17 protein-coding genes are annotated in these 21,648 nt (G+C 44.2%); 3 read left to right on the top strand and 14 right to left on the bottom strand.

Annotated elements, in window-relative coordinates:
* Positions 1-92: 92 nt before the first annotated feature.
* Positions 93-314, bottom strand: coding sequence for a FeoA family protein (locus KH180_RS03835; RefSeq protein WP_290756621.1), 222 nt, complete (start codon positions 312-314; stop codon positions 93-95).
* A 12-nt stretch (positions 315-326) separates the two neighbouring features.
* Positions 327-542, bottom strand: coding sequence for a FeoA family protein (locus KH180_RS03840; protein WP_290756623.1), 216 nt, complete (start codon positions 540-542; stop codon positions 327-329).
* Positions 543-741: 199 nt separating this feature from the next.
* On the opposite strand from KH180_RS03840, the gene KH180_RS03845 reads away from it, so the two are divergent.
* Positions 742-1,101, top strand: coding sequence for a metal-dependent transcriptional regulator (locus KH180_RS03845; RefSeq protein WP_290756626.1), 360 nt, complete (start codon positions 742-744; stop codon positions 1,099-1,101).
* A gap of 31 nt (positions 1,102-1,132) precedes the next feature.
* Here KH180_RS03845 and KH180_RS03850 read toward each other — a convergent pair whose 3' ends face one another.
* The 4 genes from KH180_RS03850 to eno all read right to left on the bottom strand — a co-directional run bounded on the left by KH180_RS03850 (position 1,133) and on the right by eno (position 6,539).
* Complete coding sequence (locus KH180_RS03850; RefSeq protein WP_290756629.1) at positions 1,133-2,803, bottom strand: GGDEF domain-containing protein; 1,671 nt, start codon at positions 2,801-2,803, stop codon at positions 1,133-1,135.
* 127 nt (positions 2,804-2,930) lie between these two features.
* A complete protein-coding gene (locus KH180_RS03855) occupies positions 2,931-4,586 on the bottom strand; it encodes an FAD-dependent oxidoreductase (protein ID WP_290756632.1) in 1,656 nt (551 codons plus the stop codon).
* Between the two features lie 10 nt (positions 4,587-4,596).
* Complete coding sequence (gene ahpC / locus KH180_RS03860) at positions 4,597-5,160, bottom strand: alkyl hydroperoxide reductase subunit C (protein WP_290756635.1); 564 nt, start codon at positions 5,158-5,160, stop codon at positions 4,597-4,599.
* 95 nt (positions 5,161-5,255) lie between these two features.
* Positions 5,256-6,539, bottom strand: a complete 1,284-nt coding sequence (gene eno / locus KH180_RS03865; protein ID WP_290756638.1) for a phosphopyruvate hydratase — start codon at positions 6,537-6,539, stop codon at positions 5,256-5,258.
* A gap of 257 nt (positions 6,540-6,796) precedes the next feature.
* Here eno and KH180_RS03870 point away from each other — a divergent pair, with 257 nt between their 5' ends.
* Complete coding sequence (locus KH180_RS03870; RefSeq protein WP_290756641.1) at positions 6,797-8,065, top strand: MFS transporter; 1,269 nt, start codon at positions 6,797-6,799, stop codon at positions 8,063-8,065.
* A gap of 220 nt (positions 8,066-8,285) precedes the next feature.
* Positions 8,286-9,035 (top strand): M23 family metallopeptidase, encoded by a 750-nt coding sequence (locus tag KH180_RS03875; protein ID WP_290756644.1) that lies wholly within the window; start codon positions 8,286-8,288, stop codon positions 9,033-9,035.
* 87 nt (positions 9,036-9,122) lie between these two features.
* On the opposite strand, the gene ppdK is transcribed toward KH180_RS03875, so the two are convergent.
* The 8 genes from ppdK to KH180_RS03915 all read right to left on the bottom strand — a co-directional run bounded on the left by ppdK (position 9,123) and on the right by KH180_RS03915 (position 21,618).
* Positions 9,123-11,750: a pyruvate, phosphate dikinase gene (gene ppdK / locus KH180_RS03880; protein ID WP_290756647.1), complete on the bottom strand. Its 2,628-nt coding sequence runs from the start codon at positions 11,748-11,750 to the stop codon at positions 9,123-9,125.
* Between the two features lie 187 nt (positions 11,751-11,937).
* Complete coding sequence (locus tag KH180_RS03885) at positions 11,938-12,702, bottom strand: DUF975 family protein (protein WP_290756650.1); 765 nt, start codon at positions 12,700-12,702, stop codon at positions 11,938-11,940.
* Positions 12,703-13,086: 384 nt separating this feature from the next.
* On the bottom strand, positions 13,087-13,791 hold the full coding sequence (locus KH180_RS03890) for a C39 family peptidase (protein ID WP_290756653.1): 705 nt from the start codon (positions 13,789-13,791) through the stop codon (positions 13,087-13,089).
* Positions 13,792-13,956: 165 nt separating this feature from the next.
* Entirely contained in the window at positions 13,957-15,159 is a 1,203-nt protein-coding gene (locus KH180_RS03895; protein ID WP_290756656.1) for a DNA polymerase Y family protein, read from the bottom strand.
* Positions 15,160-15,332: 173 nt separating this feature from the next.
* On the bottom strand, positions 15,333-18,299 hold the full coding sequence (locus KH180_RS03900; RefSeq protein ID WP_290756659.1) for a LamG-like jellyroll fold domain-containing protein: 2,967 nt from the start codon (positions 18,297-18,299) through the stop codon (positions 15,333-15,335).
* A 189-nt stretch (positions 18,300-18,488) separates the two neighbouring features.
* The gene (locus tag KH180_RS03905) at positions 18,489-19,298 is read right to left on the bottom strand and encodes an alpha/beta hydrolase (RefSeq protein WP_290756662.1); all 810 of its coding nucleotides are present in this window, start codon (positions 19,296-19,298) and stop codon (positions 18,489-18,491) included.
* Positions 19,299-19,399: 101 nt separating this feature from the next.
* Entirely contained in the window at positions 19,400-21,379 is a 1,980-nt protein-coding gene (feoB, locus tag KH180_RS03910) for a ferrous iron transport protein B (RefSeq protein WP_290756665.1), read from the bottom strand.
* Positions 21,376-21,618, bottom strand: a complete 243-nt coding sequence (locus KH180_RS03915) for a FeoA family protein (protein ID WP_290756668.1) — start codon at positions 21,616-21,618, stop codon at positions 21,376-21,378. Before KH180_RS03915 ends, feoB begins: the two co-directional genes overlap by 4 nt.
* Between the last annotated feature and the right edge of the window lie 30 nt (positions 21,619-21,648).

The raw sequence follows: 21,648 nt of genomic DNA on the forward strand, positions 1-21,648 counted from the left end.
TCTGCATTTACCTCATTTCTTTTCATGTACACTTGTTTGCTTATGCTTATTTATATTAGTTTAAACTAACTACCCTATAAAATAAAACGGAATTATTCGACTTCGATCATCTCTGCATCCGCTTTTCTTACAGACAACTCATATCCGCGCACTGTGATTTCCACCGGATCTCCAAGGGGTGCCACCTTTCTCACAAAAACATCTACACCTTTTGTAATTCCCATATCCATGATACGGCGCTTCACAGGTCCTTCTCCGTTCAGCTTCTTTACCTTTACCGTATTTCCGCATGCAATTTCTTTTAACGTCTTCATCTTCTCTCCTTTTCAGCTTACCATTATTTTATTTGCCATGTCTTTTCCAATCGCTACTCTGGAGTCTTTGACATTTACAATCACATTTCCCCCTATGACAGATACGACAGTGACATTCCCTCCCACTACAAATCCAAGGTTCTCGAGAAATCTTCTGGTCTCTTCCCTGCCGCCGACTTTACAAATGACATTTGCTTCCCCTTCTCTTACCATAGTTAAAGGCATCATTTTCCCTTCTTTCTTTATTGGTATTGATTATCATTTCCGTTCCGTTCATCAATTAGTATATTCTAACTCAAGTTAGTAGTCAATATTTCCAGTTGATAATTTTTATCATTAAGCAAGAATTTGATGTTGCAATGAAAATATGTTATACTTTCAATTGTTTTCATATGAAAAAATACTTACTTAGAAATGAGGTAAATTCATGCATGCCAATGAATCTGCTGAAAATTATTTAGAAACTATATTAGTCCTCAGTAAATCACGTCCGGTCGTGCGTTCCGTAGATATCGCAACAGAGCTTGGTTTTAAAAAATCCAGTGTCAGTGTTGCTATGAAAAAGCTCCGGCAGAATGAACATATCACGGTTTCTCCCGAAGGGTATATCTATCTTACGGAGTCCGGCAGAGAGATCGCCGAGATGATCTACGAACGTCATGAACTTCTCTCATCCTGGCTCACAGCACTGGGGGTCAATAAGGATATAGCGTCAGAAGATGCCTGCAGAATTGAACATGTCATCAGCAAAGAAAGCTTTGAAGCCATAAAAAAACATGTAAAATAAAGAGGTGCCAGCCGGCACCTCTTTTTTCTGTTTAATGCTTTGTCTCTTTTTTCTTTCCGTACATTTTGGCGTCTGCTTCCCGAAACAGCTTATATATGAACTCTTCTCCGTCACAACTCCCAGACGCACAGCCGCCGGCCACACAAAAACTCTCCGGATTTCCTTGGCTGCATCTGCGGGTACTTTCCTCCATATCAGCAAATGCCTTTTCTATCTGATCCTCCGATACACCCTCCATAAGTACAACAAACTCATCTCCCCCGATCCGGTAGCATTCTCCAAAGTCTGAAAATGCTTTTTTAATCATGGCTGCTGAAGCTTGGATGAGTCTGTCTCCCGCTGTATGACCGTAGGTATCGTTAATATGCTTCAGATTATTGATGTCAAACACAGCTACTGCAAAAGATCCCTGACCGCCTCTGTGCTGCAGGACTTCCGCATCCCGGTCAAATGCCGCCCGGTTTCCCATGTCTGTCATGGTGTCCTTATAAGCAAGCATCCTGTAAGTATCCGCTTCCATACTGGTCCTGAGCAGTCCGACACCTCTTTTCAGACTTCCATAGCATAGAAAAATATAAAATGCAATAAGCCCGGCGCGGAAAAACAGGGAATTATCCCCGCTGCCCAGGGGACGAAATGACAAGAGAGAAGCCATTCCTCCGCAGGATAGAACTACAATGCCCGCCAGTACAAAAGAGGTATCACTGTTGCGGTAACAGATCTGTTCCCGCAGACACAGGAAAATACTCACTGCCACTGCTGCCGCCATCAGAATATGGGTCACCGGCAGAGTTTTGAGCAAATCTGCAATCCCGGCCATGTAAAGTCCTGTGCACAAAAATGTCTGAAGTATAAACAGCAGGCTGAAAATCTCCAAAACCCGCTTTCCATGGCTGCAGATCTGACGAAGGAAAAATAGAAACGGCACCGGCAGAAGCGTAAACAGTAAAAATGAGAGAATATACACCGGAGCTAACTGATCTGTCAGAAATTGTGGAATTTTGGAATCTGTAATGATCCACATGGTTGAAATCAGAATAAAAACACCTAGGTACATAAAATCCAATCTGTTGAAATCCAGTCTCTTGAAACGCAGGAAAAAGAACAAAAGGAGAAAACACAGTCCCAGTACACCGGAAAGAATGGCGAACAAAGCGATTCCCAGACAGTCCTTCCAGATCATCTGCGTCACCGAACTGCGGCTGCCCAGTATCACCCCTGGAATCTTCCATTTCCCCGGAGTATTGGGAGCAGTAAGTCTCACAGCAACAGTCTTTCCCTGCAGATCCTCCGGCAGCCGGATCACATTCCAGACATTTCCCAGAATCCATCCCGCCGGCCCCTTATTGCCTCTGCCATAAGAATATACCTTTTTCTTCTCAACAAAAACTTCTGCGAACTGGTGGTAATTTTCCATGCACAACACTGCATCCTCCGGGGCTGTTTCTGTTAAATCCCTGTATATAGTCAGGCTTTCTCTCCTGCTGTCTTTTATGACCAAGGGCAGTTCTGAAATCTCAGTTTTCTTTCCTTGGTCTAAATAATACCAGCCCTTTGACAGAACTTCCGCCTGCCCCTGCTCACTGATTCCGATATGGTCTGTTATAAAAGCTTTCCTGCTGTACAGAAAAACTCCTGCAGCTAAAACGAGAGACAAACAAAAAAAAACGGCAAGAAAACGGCTCCTCTTCTGCTCTTTCATATTTACATTCCCCCTCGTCAAACATTTTATTTATTTTAACATAAACATGACGATTTCACCAGCTTTCCGTCCTGCATGGAAGCTGGTGAAACAGGGATGAGTGCAGATCTGATGGAGGATTTACATTTTATTGTTCCAGAAGTTCGAGAATTTCTTCTATGCTCTTCTTTCCAAAATAAACATCTTTCTCATTTACAATCATACAGGGTACACTCATAATCTGATATTTGTCCTTTAATTCTGGGTAGTGGGCCATATCATAAATGTCGGCCTCAATCTGCGGATTTTCAAGTGCAATTCTCTGCACTGCCATAACCAGTTCAGGACACATGGTGCAGGACAGAGATACAACAGTCTGAATCCTGATTTTTCTGTCAATCTTTTTGATTCTTCTAAGCAATTCCTCATCAATGGCCTGTCCCGGACCGGCAGCATTATAAAGAGCGATGATAAAAGAATTAAACTCATGTCCTCCCGGAACTCCATGGAAGGAAGTGCCCAGATAATCTCCGCCGCTGTCACAAATACGGATTGCCGGATATTCTATATCATCCCGATGGCCGCTTTCCATCTCACACCGGATATGAGGAGATAATCCCTCCATCTCTGAAGCAAAGCCTCTGACTTCCCCTGATATAGTGCTGCTGTCCGTATAAAATTTCAAAACCATATCCTTTTCTAACCTTTCAAAGACCGGCGCCAGCTGCTGCCTCATCTCTTCTGTCAGGAAACTGCCCTCTGTCTGTGTATCCTTCACGGACACATCTGCCGGTTTCTCTCTTTTCGGCACTGAGATCTCACGCTCCGGAAGCTTCAGTGCCTCATACATACCGGAAAGATATTTTTCTAAAGAGGTTGCGGCCACTGCGCCGTCTGAAACTGCTGTGACCACCTGTCTCAAATTCTTCACACAGATATCGCCTGCTCCGTAAATGCCGTCTGTGCTTGTCTTTTGATTGATATCTGTCACCAAATATCCGTCTTCACTCAGTTCCAGAAAATCCTTAAAAAGCTCTGTAGCCGGTGCGTATCCTGCAAATACAAAAATACCGAAACTCTTTCCTTCCGGCGGTTCATACTTCCATGTCTCACCAGTTTCATTATTTTTAAAAACTGCATACTGAAGAGTATTTTCCCCTCCGGCTTCTGCAATTTCGGTCTGATAGTGGACTTCAATTCCAGGATGGCTCCGAACCTGGTCTGCTATGGAGGCAGCACAAGTAAAATCCTCTTCTCTGACGATCACTGTAACCTTTTTAGCATACTTTGTCAGAAACATGGATTCTTCTGCTGCAAAGCCGCCGCCCAAAACAAACACATCCAGCCCTGTAAAAAACTCTCCGTCACAGGTAGCACAGTAGGCAACTCCCCGGCCCTGGAATTTTGTCTCTCCCTGAAAACCGATCTTTCTGGGACTTGCCCCTGTCGCAAGCACAATCCCAAGCGTCTTAAAGGTGCCTTTTTCTGTGACCACTTCTTTAACCTCTCCGTCCGGATGAAGTTCCCTGACTTCTGCCATCATAAACTCAGCTCCGAAAAATTCTGCCTGCTTTCTCATGTTCTCTGTAAGTCTGGTACCGTCTGTTTCAGGCACACCCGGATAATTGACAACTTCAGACGTAATTGTAATCTGCCCGCCCATCTTTTCTTTTTCTATGACCAGCACCCGATATTTTGCCCTGGCAAGATAAATGGCTGCGGAGAGCCCTGCCGGGCCTCCGCCTATTATGATGCCGTCATAGAGTTTGTTCATATCAAGTTCTTTCAACGTATCACCTTCCATTTGTGTATGATTAAATTAATCCTACAAGATCAAGACTTGGCTTTAATGTTTCTGCTCCGGGCTGCCATTTTGCAGGGCAAACCTCATCTCCGTGTTCTGCCACAAACTGAGACGCCTGAACCCTTCTGAACAGTTCTTCTGCATTTCTTCCCACATTTCCGGCAATGACTTCGTAAGCTACGATCTTCCCTTCCGGATTGACAATAAAGCTGCCTCTCTCTGCCAGACCATTTTCCTCAATCATAACATCAAAGTCTCTGGCTAACACACCAGTCGGGTCTGCCAGCATCGGATACTGAATCTTCTGGATTGTCTTTGAAGCATCATGCCATGCTTTGTGCACAAAGTGTGTGTCGCATGATACGGAATAAATCTCACAGCCTGCCTTTTTAAAATCTTCATATTTATTTGCTAAATCCTCTAATTCTGTGGGGCAGACAAAGGTGAAATCTGCCGGATAAAAAAAGAATACGGACCATTTTCCTAAAATATCTTCTTTTGTGACCTCTTTAAATTCATTTCCCTGATAGGACTGCACTTTAAAATCTGTTACTTCTTTTCCTATTAATGACATGGTATTGTCCTCCTTTAATTTTCGTTTACTGTTCTCAATTCATATAATCTCCAAAACAATCAATTTTATTTCTTTACAGCTTTACAATGCTTACTTTAAAACGTCCCGGCCCCCGGATATACGGCACTGCCGCCAAGCTCTTCTTCAATTCTAAGAAGCTGGTTATATTTTGCTGTTCTCTCACTTCTGCTCGGCGCACCGGTCTTAATCTGTCCTGTATTGAGCGCTACTGCAAGGTCTGCGATCGTAGTGTCCTCAGTCTCTCCTGAACGATGGGATGTAACCGCTGTATAACCCGCCTTATGTGCCATTTTAATGGCTTCCAGGGTCTCGGAAACAGAACCGATCTGATTTAATTTGATCAAAATGGAATTCCCGCATCCCATGCCAATGCCTTTTTCGAGACGTTCTGTGTTGGTTACAAATAAATCATCTCCTACCAGCTGGACTTTTCCTCCAAGTTCCCGGGTCATATATTGCCAGCCTTCCCAGTCTTCCTCATCCAATCCATCCTCAATGGAACTGATTGGATATCTTTCGCAAAGGGATTTCCAGTGATCGGCCAGTTCTTTTGAAGTATATTTCTTTCCGCTCTTCGGAAGAATATACTCCCCTTTCTTACCGCCTTTCCACTCACTGGAAGCAGCATCCATGGCCAGAACAAAATCTGTGCCCGGCTCATATCCCGCTTTCTTTACTGCTTCCAGTATATATTCAATAGCTTCCTCATCACTTGCAAGATCCGGTGCAAATCCTCCTTCATCTCCTACAGATGTGGCAAGCCCTTTGGATTTCAGAAGGGCTGCCAGGGCATGAAATACCTCAGTACACCAACGAAGCGCTTCTCTGAAATTCTCTGCTCCCACCGGCATAATCATAAACTCCTGAACATCTACAGTGTTGGCCGCATGAGCTCCTCCGTTTAAAATATTCATCATCGGTACTGGAAGACGGTTTGCGTTGGCACCTCCTAAAAACCGGTATAACGGCAGCCCCAGAGCTTTGGAAGCCGCTTTTGCACATGCTGTTGAAACTGCGAGAATGGCATTGGCTCCAAGGTTTGACTTGTCCTTTGTCCCGTCTGCACAGATCATAGCTTTGTCTGCCGCATAAATATCAGACGCATTCATTCCTTTTAATGTATCGTTAATCACTGTATTAATGTTATGAACGGCTTTGGACACTCCCTTGCCTCCAAAGCGGCTGTTATCTCCGTCTCTTAATTCAAGAGCCTCAAACTCTCCGGTTGAAGCTCCGCTGGGTGCTGTGCCTCTCCCGATGATGCCGCCGGCTAAAACAACTTCCGCCTCCACTGTGGGATTCCCTCTGGAATCAATGATTTCCCTTCCTATCACCTTTTTAATCTCTAAATAATTCATACTATATCCTTTCTGTCTTATCTCTCTATACCCTGCAAAAAACAAGGCAAAAAAGCTTCCCATTATTTATTCGCTGCGTGTTAGTATATACTAACTACTAACAGTGTATCAAACTGTACATGCAGTCTCAAGATTTCTGAAGCAGAATTATTCTCAATAATTGGGACAGTTTTTTATGTTTATGCTTTCCATGGGATCATATGAATAAAAGATATTGGCTCCGCGGATACTAATTATTAAAAAAGGACGGAGAAAACATGAGAACAATAAAATTACATTATGCATGGATCATACTGGCAGCTGTGATTCTCATACGGGGATTTGCAGGCGGCGGTATCAATATGACTTCCGGTCTCTTTTTATCTCCGGTTTCCAAAGATATCGGCGTGGGAATCGGAAGCCTTTCTATTTATTTGAGTATAACCTCGATTGTCATGGTGTTTTGGCTCCCCTACGCAGGCCGTCTGATCAACAAATATGATATCCGAATCATGGCTGTGGCAGGAGCCGTCCTGCAGGCTCTTTCATTTGCCGGTTTTGGGTTCATGAACACAGTTTACGGATGGTACCTGCTGGCCATTCCCCATGCCATGGGTGCCACTATTTTAGTAAATCTGCTGGGACCTATCCTGATCAACCGGTGGTTTTCAAAAAATGCAGGCACTATGCTCGGCATCCAAATGGCCTTTGTAAGCCTGTTCGGTGCAGTACTCCAGCCGGTGACTTCAAATATCATCACACAATATGGCTGGCGGACAGGTTATTTTTTCATAGGTGGAATTACCTTTGCCGTAGTACTTTTAACCGCTTTTATCCTTCTTAAAAACCGGCCGGAAGAAAAACATCTTCTTCCGTTTGGTGCGGATACTGAAACAGCCGGAAAAAACTTCAACTTCGCCCCAAAGGGCCAGCTGGCGGTCCCGGAAAAAACCGCACTGCATTCTGCCTCTTTTTATCTGCTGCTGTTTTTTATGATCGCTATCACCGGGATCGGTGTCTTTACCCAGCATATACCTACCTATGGCACTCTCCTGGGATACAGCGTCAAGAGAACCGGCGCCGCGCTGGCTTATGCCTCCATTGGCAGTGCCATCGGTTCCATTGCTATTGGGATCATCAGTGATAAAATCGGGAGTCTGAAGACCTGCTACGGAATGATCGGAATCGGAATCACAGCTGTGGCTGGCTTTTTGATCAGCGGACAAAATTTTACGGTGTTCGCCGTCTCTACATTCCTCCACGGCCTGGTGAGTTCAGGTATCATGGTCCTGGCTCCGATCCTTACACTCAAATTTTACGGCCAGAACGATTACGAAAAAATATTTGCAAAAATATCTATGGGTGCACCCATAGCATCTATTGTACTGGTCCCTGCCTATGGATTTATTTATGATATTACAGAAAGCTACCGGGCTGTTCTCATAGGGATGATCTGTCTGCTGGCATTTGCGGCATTCTGTATTACTGTCGGCTGGAAGAAACGCTGCACCAGGGAAGGGTGTCCTTCCTGGAGAAAGACAAGCTGACAATTTGCTATATCTTAAAGTATTGTAAATACATGTACAGCTTCCTTTTTGATATCTGTTCTGATATACTTTCTTTAATCGTATTTTAGTCTGTGAAGGGAGCCGCTGATATGAGTTTCATAGTTGAACTTTCTGTTTTGAGGTGCGGGGTTAAAGATCGTTTTTAAGATCTTTAGATACACATTATTTAAACAAAGAAAGTATGAAGGAGAATAACCATATGAATATTCATTTCCTGGGTCAGGCTGCTTTACAAGCGGCCGGCTTAATTTATGGAGCTATAAAATACAGAAACAAAAATATTGACCATATTGATCGTTATGTTCCCAAGAACCAGTATGCATTGCCGTTTGACGGTGAATGGTATACAGCAAACGGTGGTGTGACACCAAACACATCCCACTCATGGGAAATTCTGCCCCAGCGGTTTGCCTATGATTTCATTATCATCAATGAAGAAGGCGAGAGCTTCTGCGGTGATAAGAAGGACCTGAACAGTTATTACTGTTATGGCAAAGATGTACATGCGCCTGCGGACGGTATCATTGTCTCAACAAAGAACCGCTTTCCTGACTGCCGCATCATGGACAATGGGCAGACAGATCCGGATACACCTGACATTGGGGGCAACAGGATCATTATAAAGCACTCTCCGAATGAATACAGTGCCATCTGCCATCTTATGCCCGGAAGCATAAAAGTACAGAAAGGGCAGGCTGTTAAAAGAGGGGATGTGATCGGCAAGTGCGGCAACTCCGGCAATACGACGGAACCTCACGTTCACTTTCAGCTGCAGAACACTGCCCGGTTTTATTCCTGCATTGGCCTGCCAATCCTTTTTTCTGACATCAAAACAAGACGATATGAAAACTATTGCATAGCTGATGCACGTCCGCTGCCCGGTGAAAAAGACAGTAAGGACGGCTATATACATAGAGGGCTGTTCGTAAGCAACTTTAAAATTAAATAATTTTTGTCTATAATCAAAAAATCCCTTGGGCTTGGAGCCCAAGGGATTTTTAATATGAGAGCTTCGCCGCCGAAACTCTTTTTCATTTTATTGTTTGTCATTCAGCGCTGCCTGTGCTGCTGCAAGTCTTGCAATAGGCACACGGTATGGACTGCAGGATACATAATTTAATCCAACCTTATGGCAGAACTCAACAGATGCAGGATCTCCTCCGTGCTCTCCGCAGATACCCAGTTTAATATCCGGGCGGGTCTTTCTTCCCTTTTCTGCTGCCATGGCAATCAGCTGGCCGACACCATCCTGATCCAGTTTGGCAAACGGATCTGACTCATAAATCTTATTGTCATAGTAAGCTTCCAGGAACTTACCGGCATCATCACGGGAGAATCCGAATGTCATCTGTGTCAAGTCATTGGTTCCGAAAGAGAAGAACTCAGCTTCTTCTGCAATTTCGTTAGCCAGAAGAGCGGCACGCGGAATCTCAATCATAGTACCGATATGGTAGTCGATATCAGACTCATAGTAAGCTTTTACTTTCTCTGCTGTCTCAACAACCACATTTTTTACAAATTGAAGTTCTTTCTTCTCACCTACAAGAGGAATCATGATCTCAGGAACAATATCAAATCCTTTTTCCTGTTTTACTTCAATCGCTGCTTCCATCACAGCTCTTGTCTGCATCTTAGCGATCTCAGGATAGGTAACTGCCAGACGGCATCCGCGGTGTCCCATCATCGGATTGAACTCATGCAGAGATGCACGGGTCATATTGATCTCTTCTACCGTTACGTTCATATCTTTTGCCAGAGCTGAAATCTCCTCCAAAGTTGTCGGAAGGAACTCATGCAGAGGAGGATCTAAGAAACGGATGGTAACCGGTTTTCCTTCCATAACCTCATAGAGTTCTTTGAAATCCTTCTTCTGATAAGGAATCAACTGATTCAGTGCAATCTCTCTGGCTTCTTTTGTTCTTGATAAGATCATGCGGCGGATCTTCGGAATCCTCTCCGCATCAAAGAACATATGCTCTGTACGGCAAAGTCCGATTCCTTCTGCTCCAAACTTAACAGCGTTCAGTGCATCTGCCGGTGTATCTGCGTTGGTGCGCACCTTTAATGTTCTGATTTCGTCAGCCCATGTCATAATGCGGTCAAAGTTTCCGCTGATGGTAGCCGGAATCGTGCGGATCTCACCATAATAAACCTTACCTGTAGATCCGTCAATGGAGATATAATCTCCTTCCCGAACAGTTTTTCCGCCCAGAATGAACAGTCCTTTTTCTTCGTCTAACTGGATATCTCCGCATCCGGCAACACATGCAGTACCCATTCCCCGGGCAACAACTGCTGCATGAGATGTCATACCACCGCGCGCTGTCAGGATACCCTCAGCCGCATGCATACCTTCGATATCTTCCGGAGAAGTTTCCAAACGGACAAGAATTACTTTTTCTCCCGCTTCATGATGGAGCTTTGCAGTCTCTGCCGTAAAATAAACCTTACCGGTAGCAGCTCCCGGAGATGCAGGAAGTGCTTCCCCGATCGGAACAGCAGCTTTAATCGCTTCCGGATCAAAACGAGGATGTAAAAGCTGATCCAATGCTTTTGCTTCAATCCTTGAAACAGCCTCTTCTTTTGTAATCATTCCTTCATCTACCAGCTCACAGGCAATTCTAAGAGCTGCAGGTGCTGTTCTCTTTCCATTTCTGGTCTGTAAGAAATACAGCTTTCCTTCCTGAATGGTAAACTCCATATCCTGCATATCACGGTAATGATCTTCAAGAGTCTTGGCAATCTGCATAAACTGCTCATAACACTCAGGCAGATCCTCTTTCAGTCTGGTGATCGGCTGCGGAGTACGCACACCTGCTACCACGTCTTCACCCTGTGCATTAATCAGGTACTCACCGTAAATCTGTTTTTCACCGGTGGATGGATTTCTTGTAAATGCAACACCGGTTCCTGATGTATCTCCCATGTTTCCGAATACCATGGTCTGTACGTTGACCGCAGTACCCCAGTCACCAGGGATGTCATTCATTCTTCTGTAATAGATCGCACGAGGATTATCCCAAGAACGGAATACAGCTTTGATCGCTTCCAGCAGCTGCTCTTTCGGTTCCTGAGGGAAGTCTTCCCCTAACTCGCTTTTATATATCTCTTTATAGCGAACGATAACCTCTTTCAGATCGTCCGCTGTCAGATCCGTATCAAACTTCGCTCCCTTGGCTTCCTTCATCTCGTCAAGGACAGCTTCAAATTTGGCTTTGTCCACTTCTTTTACAACATCTGCGAACATCTGGATAAATCTGCGGTAGGAATCATATGCAAACCGTGGGTTGCCGGTCTTCTTTGCAAATCCCTCTACAGCAACGTCATTTAAACCTAAGTTCAAGATCGTATCCATCATACCAGGCATAGATACTCTGGCTCCGGAACGTACAGAAACCAACAATGGGTCTTCTAAGTCTCCGAACTCCTTCCCCTGGATATTTTCTAATGCTTTCATAGCATCAAAAATCTGTCCCTGCACCTCATCACTGATGTTTTCACCGCAGTCATAGTAATTGGTACATGCTTCTGTGGTCACTGTAAACCCCTGAGGAATTGGAAGTCCAAGTCCTGTCATCTCTGCCAGGTTGGCCCCTTTGCCGCCCAAGAGGTTTCTCATTTCTGCATTGCCCTCGTTAAATTGATAAACCCATTTTGTTGACATGTCTATACCTCCTAAAATAGTATGTTGTAACAATGTATGTCGTTGGACTAATTGTATCACAAAACATTTTGTTTGTTAATTATTTTTATACGTTTTTAACAATATATTTTCATTTTTATCACGAAAACTATTTATTTTCTCTAAATCGACATGTTCGTTTGAATTTTTCTTCCTTTTTTGTTCGTCATTATTGATAAAAAGGGAATCCGCACAGTTCTTCCGGTGATGCAATCCCTCTTTGCAGAGCCATTGTGCGGTTGACCTTATAAAACTCAGCCCACGTTGTCTGTCTGTATGGCACTACATAAAAAACATCAAGAATTCCGCAGGTTAAGATAGAGAGAATGATCCAGCCTATAAATGACAGATCCAGCACAAAGGCATCAAACTTCTGTCCGTCCATCATTTTCCTGCTGATTTCAAATGCCCTTTCTCTTGAAATTGAAGGGTTCTCTGCCAAGATATATGGGATCATCGAATACGAGTAAGACTTTACGAGCCCCGGTATGAGCAGCAGCAAACTCCACAGCCATGTAAACAAGTTTCTTAGAAACATTGTCAGCACTGTATTTAAATAAGTATCCCCCTGAAAAGCCATGCCCAGCAGTCCTAACTTGGCTTTTCTGTCACTGTTTTCTACAAAGAATCGGCTGCAGCCTACCAGCAGTGGATTTCCCACAAATATTTTGATCACTGTAGCGGCAAAAAAGATAATCACCATGAGTCCCAGAAACGCCGTCAGTATCATCAGGAACTGCGGACCCGTAAACAGATCTTTTATTCCTCCGTCCCATCCCGCATTTTGTAACTCATTCTTCACCCATCTTTGAGATAGATTACCGCTCAGCTGCCCGTTTATGATGCTTGTCACCAAGGCTGCCAATACTACGATCCAGTAATTTCTCCTGATCGACTCTTTGCCTCTGCTTTTTAATTCAGCTCTCGTCCACATATTATGTCCTCCTTTTCTTGTCATCTTATGTGAAAAAAATAATAAATAGTAGAAGTTTTTCTTCACTATCTCCAGTCAGCTCTGGAAAGGCCTCCTTCCGATAGTGAAGAAAAACTTACCGCCAAAAGGCACCTTCTGTTTTATGGCTGCCCTTCTCCATACTTCCATTTTGACCAGTCAGAAAATCTTATGCTCCCCAGACAGCAAGCCAGAGAACTGATCAAAATGTCATACTAAATTCAGTATACCTTATCGTGCGCTAGCACGCCAGCCCGGAGGGCATAAAATACGGTGTGCCCTGCGGGTATACCTTATCGTGTGGAGCACGTCTATTTTAAAAAAGCAGATACTGTTTCTTCAAACAGCATCTGCTTTCTCATCTTTTTATTTTTCTATATGTTTGCTCAGGTCTACTTTATGATCTATTTTAAGCAGTCCGTGGTCTATTCCTTTTTCCTGCTGCTTCTGCTCAGGCTTTGTATAGCTGATCTCCCAGAAAGGTCCTCCGGCATCTGCGCCTTCTTTGCCCTGGTTTACGATCTTCTTTAATGACCAAGTCTCTGCGGTCCTTGCACGGCTTCCCACATCAGCAACTTTGACCTTATCTTTTCCGACCATTCTCGTCACTACGATAAAATGTCCGTTCTGTGTAAAATCCCCGGGTCCTACCAAAGCAACTACAGGATGTCCGTTTTTAAGAGCTTTAGCAATGGCTTTATAATTTGTTCCCAGTCCTTTGCAGTTTAACCCGTACTCTTTCGCCAGTCCCGGAATCACCTCATGGACACATCCCTGCCCATTGATATACCAGCCCTTTTTATATGCAGTCTTACACATCTTCGGCACACTGGCTTTCTTTCCTGTCAGGGAACTGTAGCAGACTGCTATGCAGGTAGGCCCGCATCCCGCTGCTTTGATGGTACTTTTTCCGATCTTCTTTCCCGGATAATCTGCCTGATTATAATAAACAACGTTGAGTTCTTTCTTGTCACCCTCTGATGCCGGTACATTTGTTGCCTGTAACAGCATTCCCAACATAACACAGCACATTGCTGCACATACGATGCGTTTCATTTCCAGAATCTTCATTACCCTGTTTCCCTCCGATTCTATGCGCATTTTTCACCACAATTCGAAGTATATCAAGGTTTCTCGTAAGAAGCAAGCATTATTTTTAATACTTTTGTAATATTTTCATGAAACAGCCCGCAGCTTCCTGTCTTCATGGCACAAACATACGTTTCTCAGTTGAAGTCAGATATCTTTTTCCTTCAAAAATCTGGCCCGTTTCACTGCATCCTTTCCATATCGGCCTCTGATGGCATCAATCGACTGATCCAGCTTCCTAAGCTTTTCTTTTTTCTCGTTTTGAAACAGGTCTATCTGGGAAAATTCTTCTTTCGTAATATCCGAAGCCCTCACTCCGATCAAACGCACTGAAATTCCTCCGAAGCTTTCTCTGTAGAGTTCCTTTGCCGTCTGTACGATCTCATCTGTAATGTCAGTAGCTGCAGAAAGCTTTTTTTGGTGGGAGCTTCTGCGGAACTGGCAGTCTTTGATCTCCACCGTGATACAGGAAGCTTTCACTTTATCTGCTCTTAACCTGGATGCGACAGTCTCCGACAGAGATAAAAGGACCGGATCTGCCTCCTTAAAAGAATCTATATCTGAAGGCAGCGTTATACTGTTACCGTATCCTTTGCTGTCGGACTGGTCTGCCTCTACAGGAGCCCTGTCAATCCCGTTTGCGTATTCATAAATCAATATTCCATGTTTATTCCCTATATGAGCCTTTAAAAGCTCCGGATTCATATGTGCCAGTTCCCCGATTGTCCGAATACCCAGATTATACAGCTTCTTCTTCGTGGCAGGGCCTACAAAAAATAAATTCTCTACCGGAAGGGGCCACATCTTGACCGGGACTTCCTCAGAAAACAGTGTATGCACTTTATTGGGCTTCTCAAAGTCTGATGCCATCTTAGCCAGCAGTTTATTGTGAGCTACGCCAATGTTTACCGTAAAGCCAAGCTTCTCATATATCCGGTCCTTCAAAAGACAGGCTGCCTGATACGGATCTTCATATCTTCCCACAGTCTCTGTCATATCCAAAAATGCCTCATCAATACTAAACTTTTCAAGAACAGGTGAAAATTTCAGCGCTTCATCCAAAAATGCTTTTGAGAATTTTTCATACAGCTGATGACAGGGCGGACGAATAATAAGATCAGGACACTTGTTCAGCGCTTCTCTGATTGTCTCCGCTGTTCGTACTCCTCTTTTTTTAGCTGGAATAGAAGCTGCAAGGACAATCCCATGGCGTTTGGACTGGTCTCCGCCGATAACAGCCGGAACTTCCCGCAGATCCACCTCGTCTCTCCGCTCCCGTATCCCATAGACTGCTTCCCAGCTCAGATAAGCAGAATTAACATCAATATGAAAAATAACTCTTGGCTTCATTCCATCGCTCCCTTTTACCTCACGACACATTCAGCCTGAGGTCTATCAAATAACATAAGAATTATACCATGTGCGAACATATGTTTTCAACAAAACTTTATAAAAAGGCTGCCCCAAAACCATCCACTATGGTTTCAGGGCAGCCCTCCGGCTTGTGCTTTACAGCTTGCTTTTTATTTTATTTTCACAAGATATTTTTTTGTGATCTTACCTGATTTCATGATGACATAAACTTTTCCTTTTTTCACGGCCTTAAATCTGCCGCTCTTGGAAATAGAAGCCCGTTTATTGGATACAGACCATTTCACAGATTTCCCTGTGCCGTACGCCTTTGCTTTAAAAGTAACTTTCCGTCCCTTTTTCACTGTTTTGTATGCTTTTGTCACCTTAATATAAGCTTTGACTGTCACCTTTGTCTTTAAAGTATATACTTTTCCGTTTTGAGTGACTGACGCCGTAATATATGCTGTTCCTGCTTTCTTCCCTGTGACATATCCAAACTTGCTGACAGAAGCAATAGACTTATCGGAACTTTTAAAAGATACCTTTGCTCCCTTATCCTTGTTGGAGATACTCATACGGAAACCTTTTCCGGCATAGACGGTCTTCTTTGAAACTACAGAAGGCTTCTTAACAACCTTGATCTCTGTCTTTAAAGTATAAGTCCTCTGATTCTGGACCACTGTCGTTGTGATCACCGATGTTCCCGCTTTCTTAGCTGTTACATAACCATAGGCGCTGACAGATGCCACAGAACTGCTGCTGCTCTTATATGATACTTTAGCATCTGCGGCCTTATTCTTAATATTGATGCGGAAGCCCTGCTTTTCTTCCAGTGTTTTCTTGGTATCCGCAGCTGGTGCAGCCGGCTCCTGTACTTTGACTTCTTTTTTGATCTCCGCATTGTTTGCTTTATATGTAATAGTATAAGCTTTGTCTGTGGCTGTAAATTTACGGTTGGCAACCGCCACCGGACTGCCGCTGGAGTCTTTGACTTCCGCTGTAACTTTGGCAGATGAATCACCAGTTGCAGTCACCTGTGCAGAAGCCTCAGGAACCGTATAAGAAGTTCCTCTTATTGCAGTAAATGATGCATCGCCGGGAACTGAGATTGCTGTATTTGCTTCATTCCAGTAAAGCTTCGTAATCTCACCGATGGACAGTGCCCTGCTGTAGATTCTGGCAGATGCGATTTCTCCGCTGATTGCATTTTGGATCTCTCCGTTTTTATTTGTATCTGCTCCAACAAAGAAATATTTTGCTCCGTCTGCAGGGATTACCCATTCATCAGAAGCTGCCACTGTATCTTTCAGTTTCCCGTTGATATACAGCTTTACATTGGAACCGTCATAAACTGCGGCGGCATGCACCCACTTCGAAATGTCTACCTGGGCTTTCGGAACTTTATAACTGCTTCCGTGTCTGGACCAGAATTCCAATGTTTTTTTATCGGAGTTCATCTCAAATCCTGCTCCTGCACTCTCCTGGTCAGAAAAAGGGTTTCCTTTGCTGTCCAGCTTCATCATACATTCCATTGTATAACCCTTCTGGAGCTTTGTGTATTCATCCGCTGTAAAATTATATGCGTATGCAGAACTTCCGTCAAACTTTGCAGTCTTCTTTCCAAGAAGCTCATTTTCTGCAATGACAGGACTCCCTTTTGTGACCGCTGTATGATTTGCCTCAGATTTGTCTGATGCCGTACCGCTTTCAAAATTGATATCCAACAGGTCTGCTTTCGGTGCATCTTTTTTCAATTCTTCTTCTGTAAGCAGAGAAGGTGTTTTAATATCAGCCGTTAGTTTCTGTGTACTTTCCTTCTGAAATGGATTAATTGCGGTAATCTCGATCCTGTAATCGGTATCATCAGATAAACCAGTCAGTGTCTTTGTCATCTCCGCTTTCATCGGCGGCATATAATAGTCAGAAAATGTCAGTTTGTCTGCATCTGTTTTTCCTGTCTCTTTGTTGACTGCTTTGATTCTGTAGGAATGGACCCATCCGTCATCGTTTTTATCCTCGTTCCGTCCCTGCGTAAAAGTAAGGTCCACAGAGGAATCCTTAACATTTGACGCCGTCATTTTTGCTCCCCGGGGGAAGGAAGGGACAGCGCTTTCCTCTGTTCTTTTCTGTGTTGTATAAGTATAGGCCTTATTCTTTACCAGGTCAGGAACATCCAGATTCCAAGTCTTCCCAATATATTTTCCTGCGGTCAGATCCATTCTACGGATTGTCACCTGGTTGTCTGCATCCACTTCTACGATCAATGCCTGAGATGCATTTTCGCTGTCATCTGGTCTGGTTCCTTCCATCTTTCCGGATTCATTTTCAAAATAAGCTCCGATTGTCCCGTCCTGAATTGCAGTGAAACCAAGATCCTGATTAATGGAACGCGGATCATTGAGTGTCGCATGGGAATGTCCGGAAAAATCAATAACCTGCGGATATTCTTTCAGCAGTTCCTGTATCTTTCCAAATTGTCCGTACCATTCATTGGTCACATAAGCCGTATCCTTAAATCCATGATGCTGAGCCAAAAAGATCGGCTTGTTTTGGTCTTCCGCTGCCGCTTCCTCCAGCTGCTGTTTCAGCCAGTCATAATTATCTGAGTAGTCTCCCCCATAGTTCTTTGCACTCATAGTGATAATATGGTACCCGTCCCCAACCGTAATATTGTTATTTGTATCCTGCTGGTTCACACTGTCTTTCAGCCTGCCCACTGCGGCTTTATAGCGGTTTACAGCTCCGGAAGCGGTATTGAACTCATGATTTCCCATCATCAGTCCAAGCTTGGTATTTTCTTTCAGCTTATCATTTAGAATATCAATCAGCTTATTATATTCTCCTTCTGCCCCATTGTTGGTTATATCCCCGACAAAGACAGCGGCATCCAGCTGGCTGTCTGCATCGTAAAATACGTCAAATGCATTCTTTAACTTTTCTGATGCGTCATCGTTTCTTCCGATATGCAGATCACTTCCCACTGCAAAACGGACTTTTACATCATCTCTCGAAAGATCCTCCCATTCTGTCTGCCCGGGCGCTGTCCATGATGCAGCTTTTACCGGGGCCAATGTACCTGCCGTCAAAAGTACAGCTGACATGGCACATGCTGCCGCCCGTTTTAATTCTCTTAACATAATTCCATCTCCTTTATCTCTCACTGATTTTCTGTAAAGCTATCAAATGCCTTCTTAATTGTAAATGCTATCGCTGTCCGCATCTGCCCGAAAAGGGTTAAATATCAATAAAAGATTTGGGAAAGGATCCTTGCCGAATGTAAAAAAAGGACCTTTTATGTTAACAAAAGATCCTTTTCCTTTCTGCCGTCAATTCAAATGTTTTTCAATCCAAAACAGTGTATCGTCAATCACTTCGTCTTTTTCTGTTTCATTATATATTTCGTGAAAAAGCTTTGCATAAATCTTAAGAGTTTTATCTTCAGATGAGATGTCTCCGAACAATTCCCTTGAATCCTTTTCACTCACCAGGCCATCATTTGCACCGTGGAGAACCAGTACCGGATCTGTGAATCTGCCGCTGTTCTCTTTCAGCCATTCTACTCCATCATAAATACTGTTTAAGAGTGCCGCAGAAATTTCCTTTTCCACCAGCGGATCATTGTTGTATGCCTCTACCACCGCCGGATCACTGCATACCCCATCCCCAAGCGCATTGGGAACATAAGTATCTCCCGGAACATTCAGCGGAAGCTCCCCTGCACACTTTGTATTATACCTGGTCAATGCCCCGGATAAAATGATGCCGTCCGCCTTGCCTGGGTATCTGGCTCCGAAACAGGCAGACGCATATCCGCCCATGCTGTGCCCGATGATAAATACAGGAAGTCCCGGATTATGGCTCTTTACCCGTTCTGTCACCGCGTTTACATCATCACTTATGGTTCTGAAGTCATCATAGTAAACTCTTTTGCCCTCAGACTTTCCGTGCCCTCTGTGGTCAAACCGGTAGACCATCAGATTCTGGTCATTGAGCCTTTCCGTCAGATATTCATATCTTCCTGAATGCTCGCATAAACCGTGAACAATGACTACCGCCGCTTTGGGCAGGGACGTCACATCCTGCACCATATAAAGGGCCGTCCCGTCAAACGTGTGAAATGTGAATTCTTTTCTCATAGAATACCTCCAATCATGGTGACATGTTCCACATGATTTCCGTTCGGCTCTTAGAATGCCTCGCTCCAATCATGCTGAACATGGACATAGTACTCACTGAATCAGCCAAGGAACAGTCTGCCCGCTTGAAAAATAACAACTGCCACTGCCCATGCAAATACCATCTGAAAAGCGACCAGTCCAAGGGTCCATTTGGTGGATCCTGTTTCTTTTCTTATGGTCATGACAGTTGCCAGACAAGGAGTATACAAAAGGCAGAATACCAGCAGGCAGTAAGCATTCAGCGTATGAAATCCCATCCCGGACAGCATATGGAGAATGCTTGTATCTGAAGAAGATGATACCTGGAACAAGACCATAAAGCTTGAAGCCACAACTTCTTTGGCAGCCAGACCGGAGATCAGCATAACTGCGATCTGCCAAAGTCCCAGCCCAGCCGGAGCCAGCACCGGAACCAACAGCTTTCCGAAGGATGCTCCAAAGCTTTGGCTCATATCACTGACTAATCCGGTATGATTCATATTAAGCAGTACCCACATGACAATCGATGCGGCACAGATTGTAGTGCCCGCCTTGGACAGGAAATCTTTCAGTTTACTCCACACATAGATGGCAATGGTCCTTTTATTTGGTGTCTTATACTCCGGCAGTTCTATCAGCAGTGGCTGTTTAATACTACCTTTTGTCATCCTGCTGTGGATAAATGCTACAAAGATCCCTAATACCAAGCCCAGAACATACATGGAGTAGGCAACCAGCATTGCAGCTTTTCCGAAAAACAGCTGAGAGAACACAAGGTAAATCGGCAGCTTTGCACTGCACGACATAAACGGGATCAGCATGATCGTCCTTTTTCTGTCTCTTTCATCCTCCAGTGCCCTGGATGCCATAACTGCCGGCACACTGCATCCGAATCCAAGAAGCATGGGGATGAATGCTCTTCCGGAGAGTCCCAGTTTGTCCATAACACTGTCCATAACAAATGCAACCCTGGACATATATCCGCTGTCTTCCAAAAGGCCGAGGCTCAAAAACAGTATAAAAATATTTGGAACAAAAGACAGTACGCCTCCCACTCCGGCAAACACCCCGTCTTTTACAAGGGAGATCACCCATGCACCGGCGCCCAGGCTTTCAATGCCTCCCACTATGTAACCGCTGACATAATCAATCATGATTTCGACATAACCTTTAAGAAAATCACCGACGGTAAATGTCAGAAAAAACACCGCAGCCATAATAACGAGAAATATGGGAATTCCCAGCACCGGATGTGTCAGGACACTGTCAATCTTATCTGTAAAAGCTTCCTTCTTTTCTTTGTTTACAAGCACCTCATCCATAACCCGTTCAATAAAACGGTATTTTTCATTGATGATATCGTTCTCATAAGATCTGTCCACAATCCCGTCCACAAGGCTTCCGTACTTCTGGGTAACTTCATCATCCTGCTCCAAAAGCTTAATGGCATACCACCGGCTGTTTTCCATCTCCGGATATTTTTCTTTCAGACGAAGCCTGATCTGGGTAATTTTTTCTTCTATTCTGTCGGAGTAGTCAAACACCTGGCGGTCATTGCCTTCCACTTTGTGGTGGGCCACTGCATGCATAAGCACTTCCAGTCCGGTCTTCTTCCGTGCCGAAACCGGAACCACAGGAATTCCAAGCACTTCGGGCAGGCGGTGAAGATCCAGCTCCATGCCCCGCTCCTTTACAATATCCATCATATTTAAAGCCAAAATAACAGGCTTTCCAAGTTCAATCAGACATAACGTCAAATATAGATTCCGCTCCAGGGCAGATGCGTCTGCCACATCCACAATGACGTCCACATCGTCCTGAAGAATATACTCCCTGGATAATTTTTCTTCCATCGTGTAGGAAGTCAGGCTGTAAATGCCGGGAAGATCCACCAGGCGGTACATATGGCTGTGGTATTTTAATGCACCTTCCTTTTTCTCTACTGTGACGCCGGGCCAGTTGGCCACTTTCAGCTTAGCTCCTGTGTAGGCATTAAATAATGTTGTCTTTCCGCAGTTTGGATTCCCTACAAATCCGACCTGCAATTCCTCTGCGCTCATGTTAAATCCCTCTTTCCCGCACGTTCCCTGACTTGGATCCCCCGGACAATTTCTTTTCCAAGGGCAAACCGGGTCCCCCGGATTTTGATGATCACAGCTCCGTTGCGCTTTTTACGCATGACAATAATCTTTGACCCCTCTGTCATGCCGAGAGATTCCAGACGGCGTTTTGTTGCCAGTTCCAGCTGGATTTCTTCTACTAAATACTGAGTATCTGGATTTGTATCTGTTAATTTCATCTTTCGCTCCAATTTTGATAATTGTTCTCA

The sequence above is a fragment of the Anaerostipes sp. genome (assembly GCF_018381315.1).
In the GTDB taxonomy this organism is placed as follows: domain Bacteria; phylum Bacillota; class Clostridia; order Lachnospirales; family Lachnospiraceae; genus Anaerostipes.

Excerpts from the sequence above, each read along its gene's own strand:
- KH180_RS03835 (WP_290756621.1), bottom strand. The coding sequence starts at position 314 with ATGAAGACGTTAAAAGAAATTGCATGCGGAAATACGGTAAAGGTAAAG.
- KH180_RS03840 (WP_290756623.1), bottom strand. The coding sequence starts at position 542 with ATGATGCCTTTAACTATGGTAAGAGAAGGGGAAGCAAATGTCATTTGT.
- KH180_RS03845 (WP_290756626.1), top strand. The coding sequence starts at position 742 with ATGCATGCCAATGAATCTGCTGAAAATTATTTAGAAACTATATTAGTC.
- KH180_RS03850 (WP_290756629.1), bottom strand. The coding sequence starts at position 2,803 with ATGAAAGAGCAGAAGAGGAGCCGTTTTCTTGCCGTTTTTTTTTGTTTG.
- KH180_RS03855 (WP_290756632.1), bottom strand. The coding sequence starts at position 4,586 with ATGGAAGGTGATACGTTGAAAGAACTTGATATGAACAAACTCTATGAC.
- ahpC (WP_290756635.1), bottom strand. The coding sequence starts at position 5,160 with ATGTCATTAATAGGAAAAGAAGTAACAGATTTTAAAGTGCAGTCCTAT.
- eno (WP_290756638.1), bottom strand. The coding sequence starts at position 6,539 with ATGAATTATTTAGAGATTAAAAAGGTGATAGGAAGGGAAATCATTGAT.
- KH180_RS03870 (WP_290756641.1), top strand. The coding sequence starts at position 6,797 with ATGAGAACAATAAAATTACATTATGCATGGATCATACTGGCAGCTGTG.
- KH180_RS03875 (WP_290756644.1), top strand. The coding sequence starts at position 8,286 with ATGAATATTCATTTCCTGGGTCAGGCTGCTTTACAAGCGGCCGGCTTA.
- ppdK (WP_290756647.1), bottom strand. The coding sequence starts at position 11,750 with ATGTCAACAAAATGGGTTTATCAATTTAACGAGGGCAATGCAGAAATG.
- KH180_RS03885 (WP_290756650.1), bottom strand. The coding sequence starts at position 12,702 with ATGTGGACGAGAGCTGAATTAAAAAGCAGAGGCAAAGAGTCGATCAGG.
- KH180_RS03890 (WP_290756653.1), bottom strand. The coding sequence starts at position 13,791 with ATGAAGATTCTGGAAATGAAACGCATCGTATGTGCAGCAATGTGCTGT.
- KH180_RS03895 (WP_290756656.1), bottom strand. The coding sequence starts at position 15,159 with ATGAAGCCAAGAGTTATTTTTCATATTGATGTTAATTCTGCTTATCTG.
- KH180_RS03900 (WP_290756659.1), bottom strand. The coding sequence starts at position 18,299 with ATGTTAAGAGAATTAAAACGGGCGGCAGCATGTGCCATGTCAGCTGTA.
- KH180_RS03905 (WP_290756662.1), bottom strand. The coding sequence starts at position 19,298 with ATGAGAAAAGAATTCACATTTCACACGTTTGACGGGACGGCCCTTTAT.
- feoB (WP_290756665.1), bottom strand. The coding sequence starts at position 21,379 with ATGAGCGCAGAGGAATTGCAGGTCGGATTTGTAGGGAATCCAAACTGC.
- KH180_RS03915 (WP_290756668.1), bottom strand. The coding sequence starts at position 21,618 with ATGAAATTAACAGATACAAATCCAGATACTCAGTATTTAGTAGAAGAA.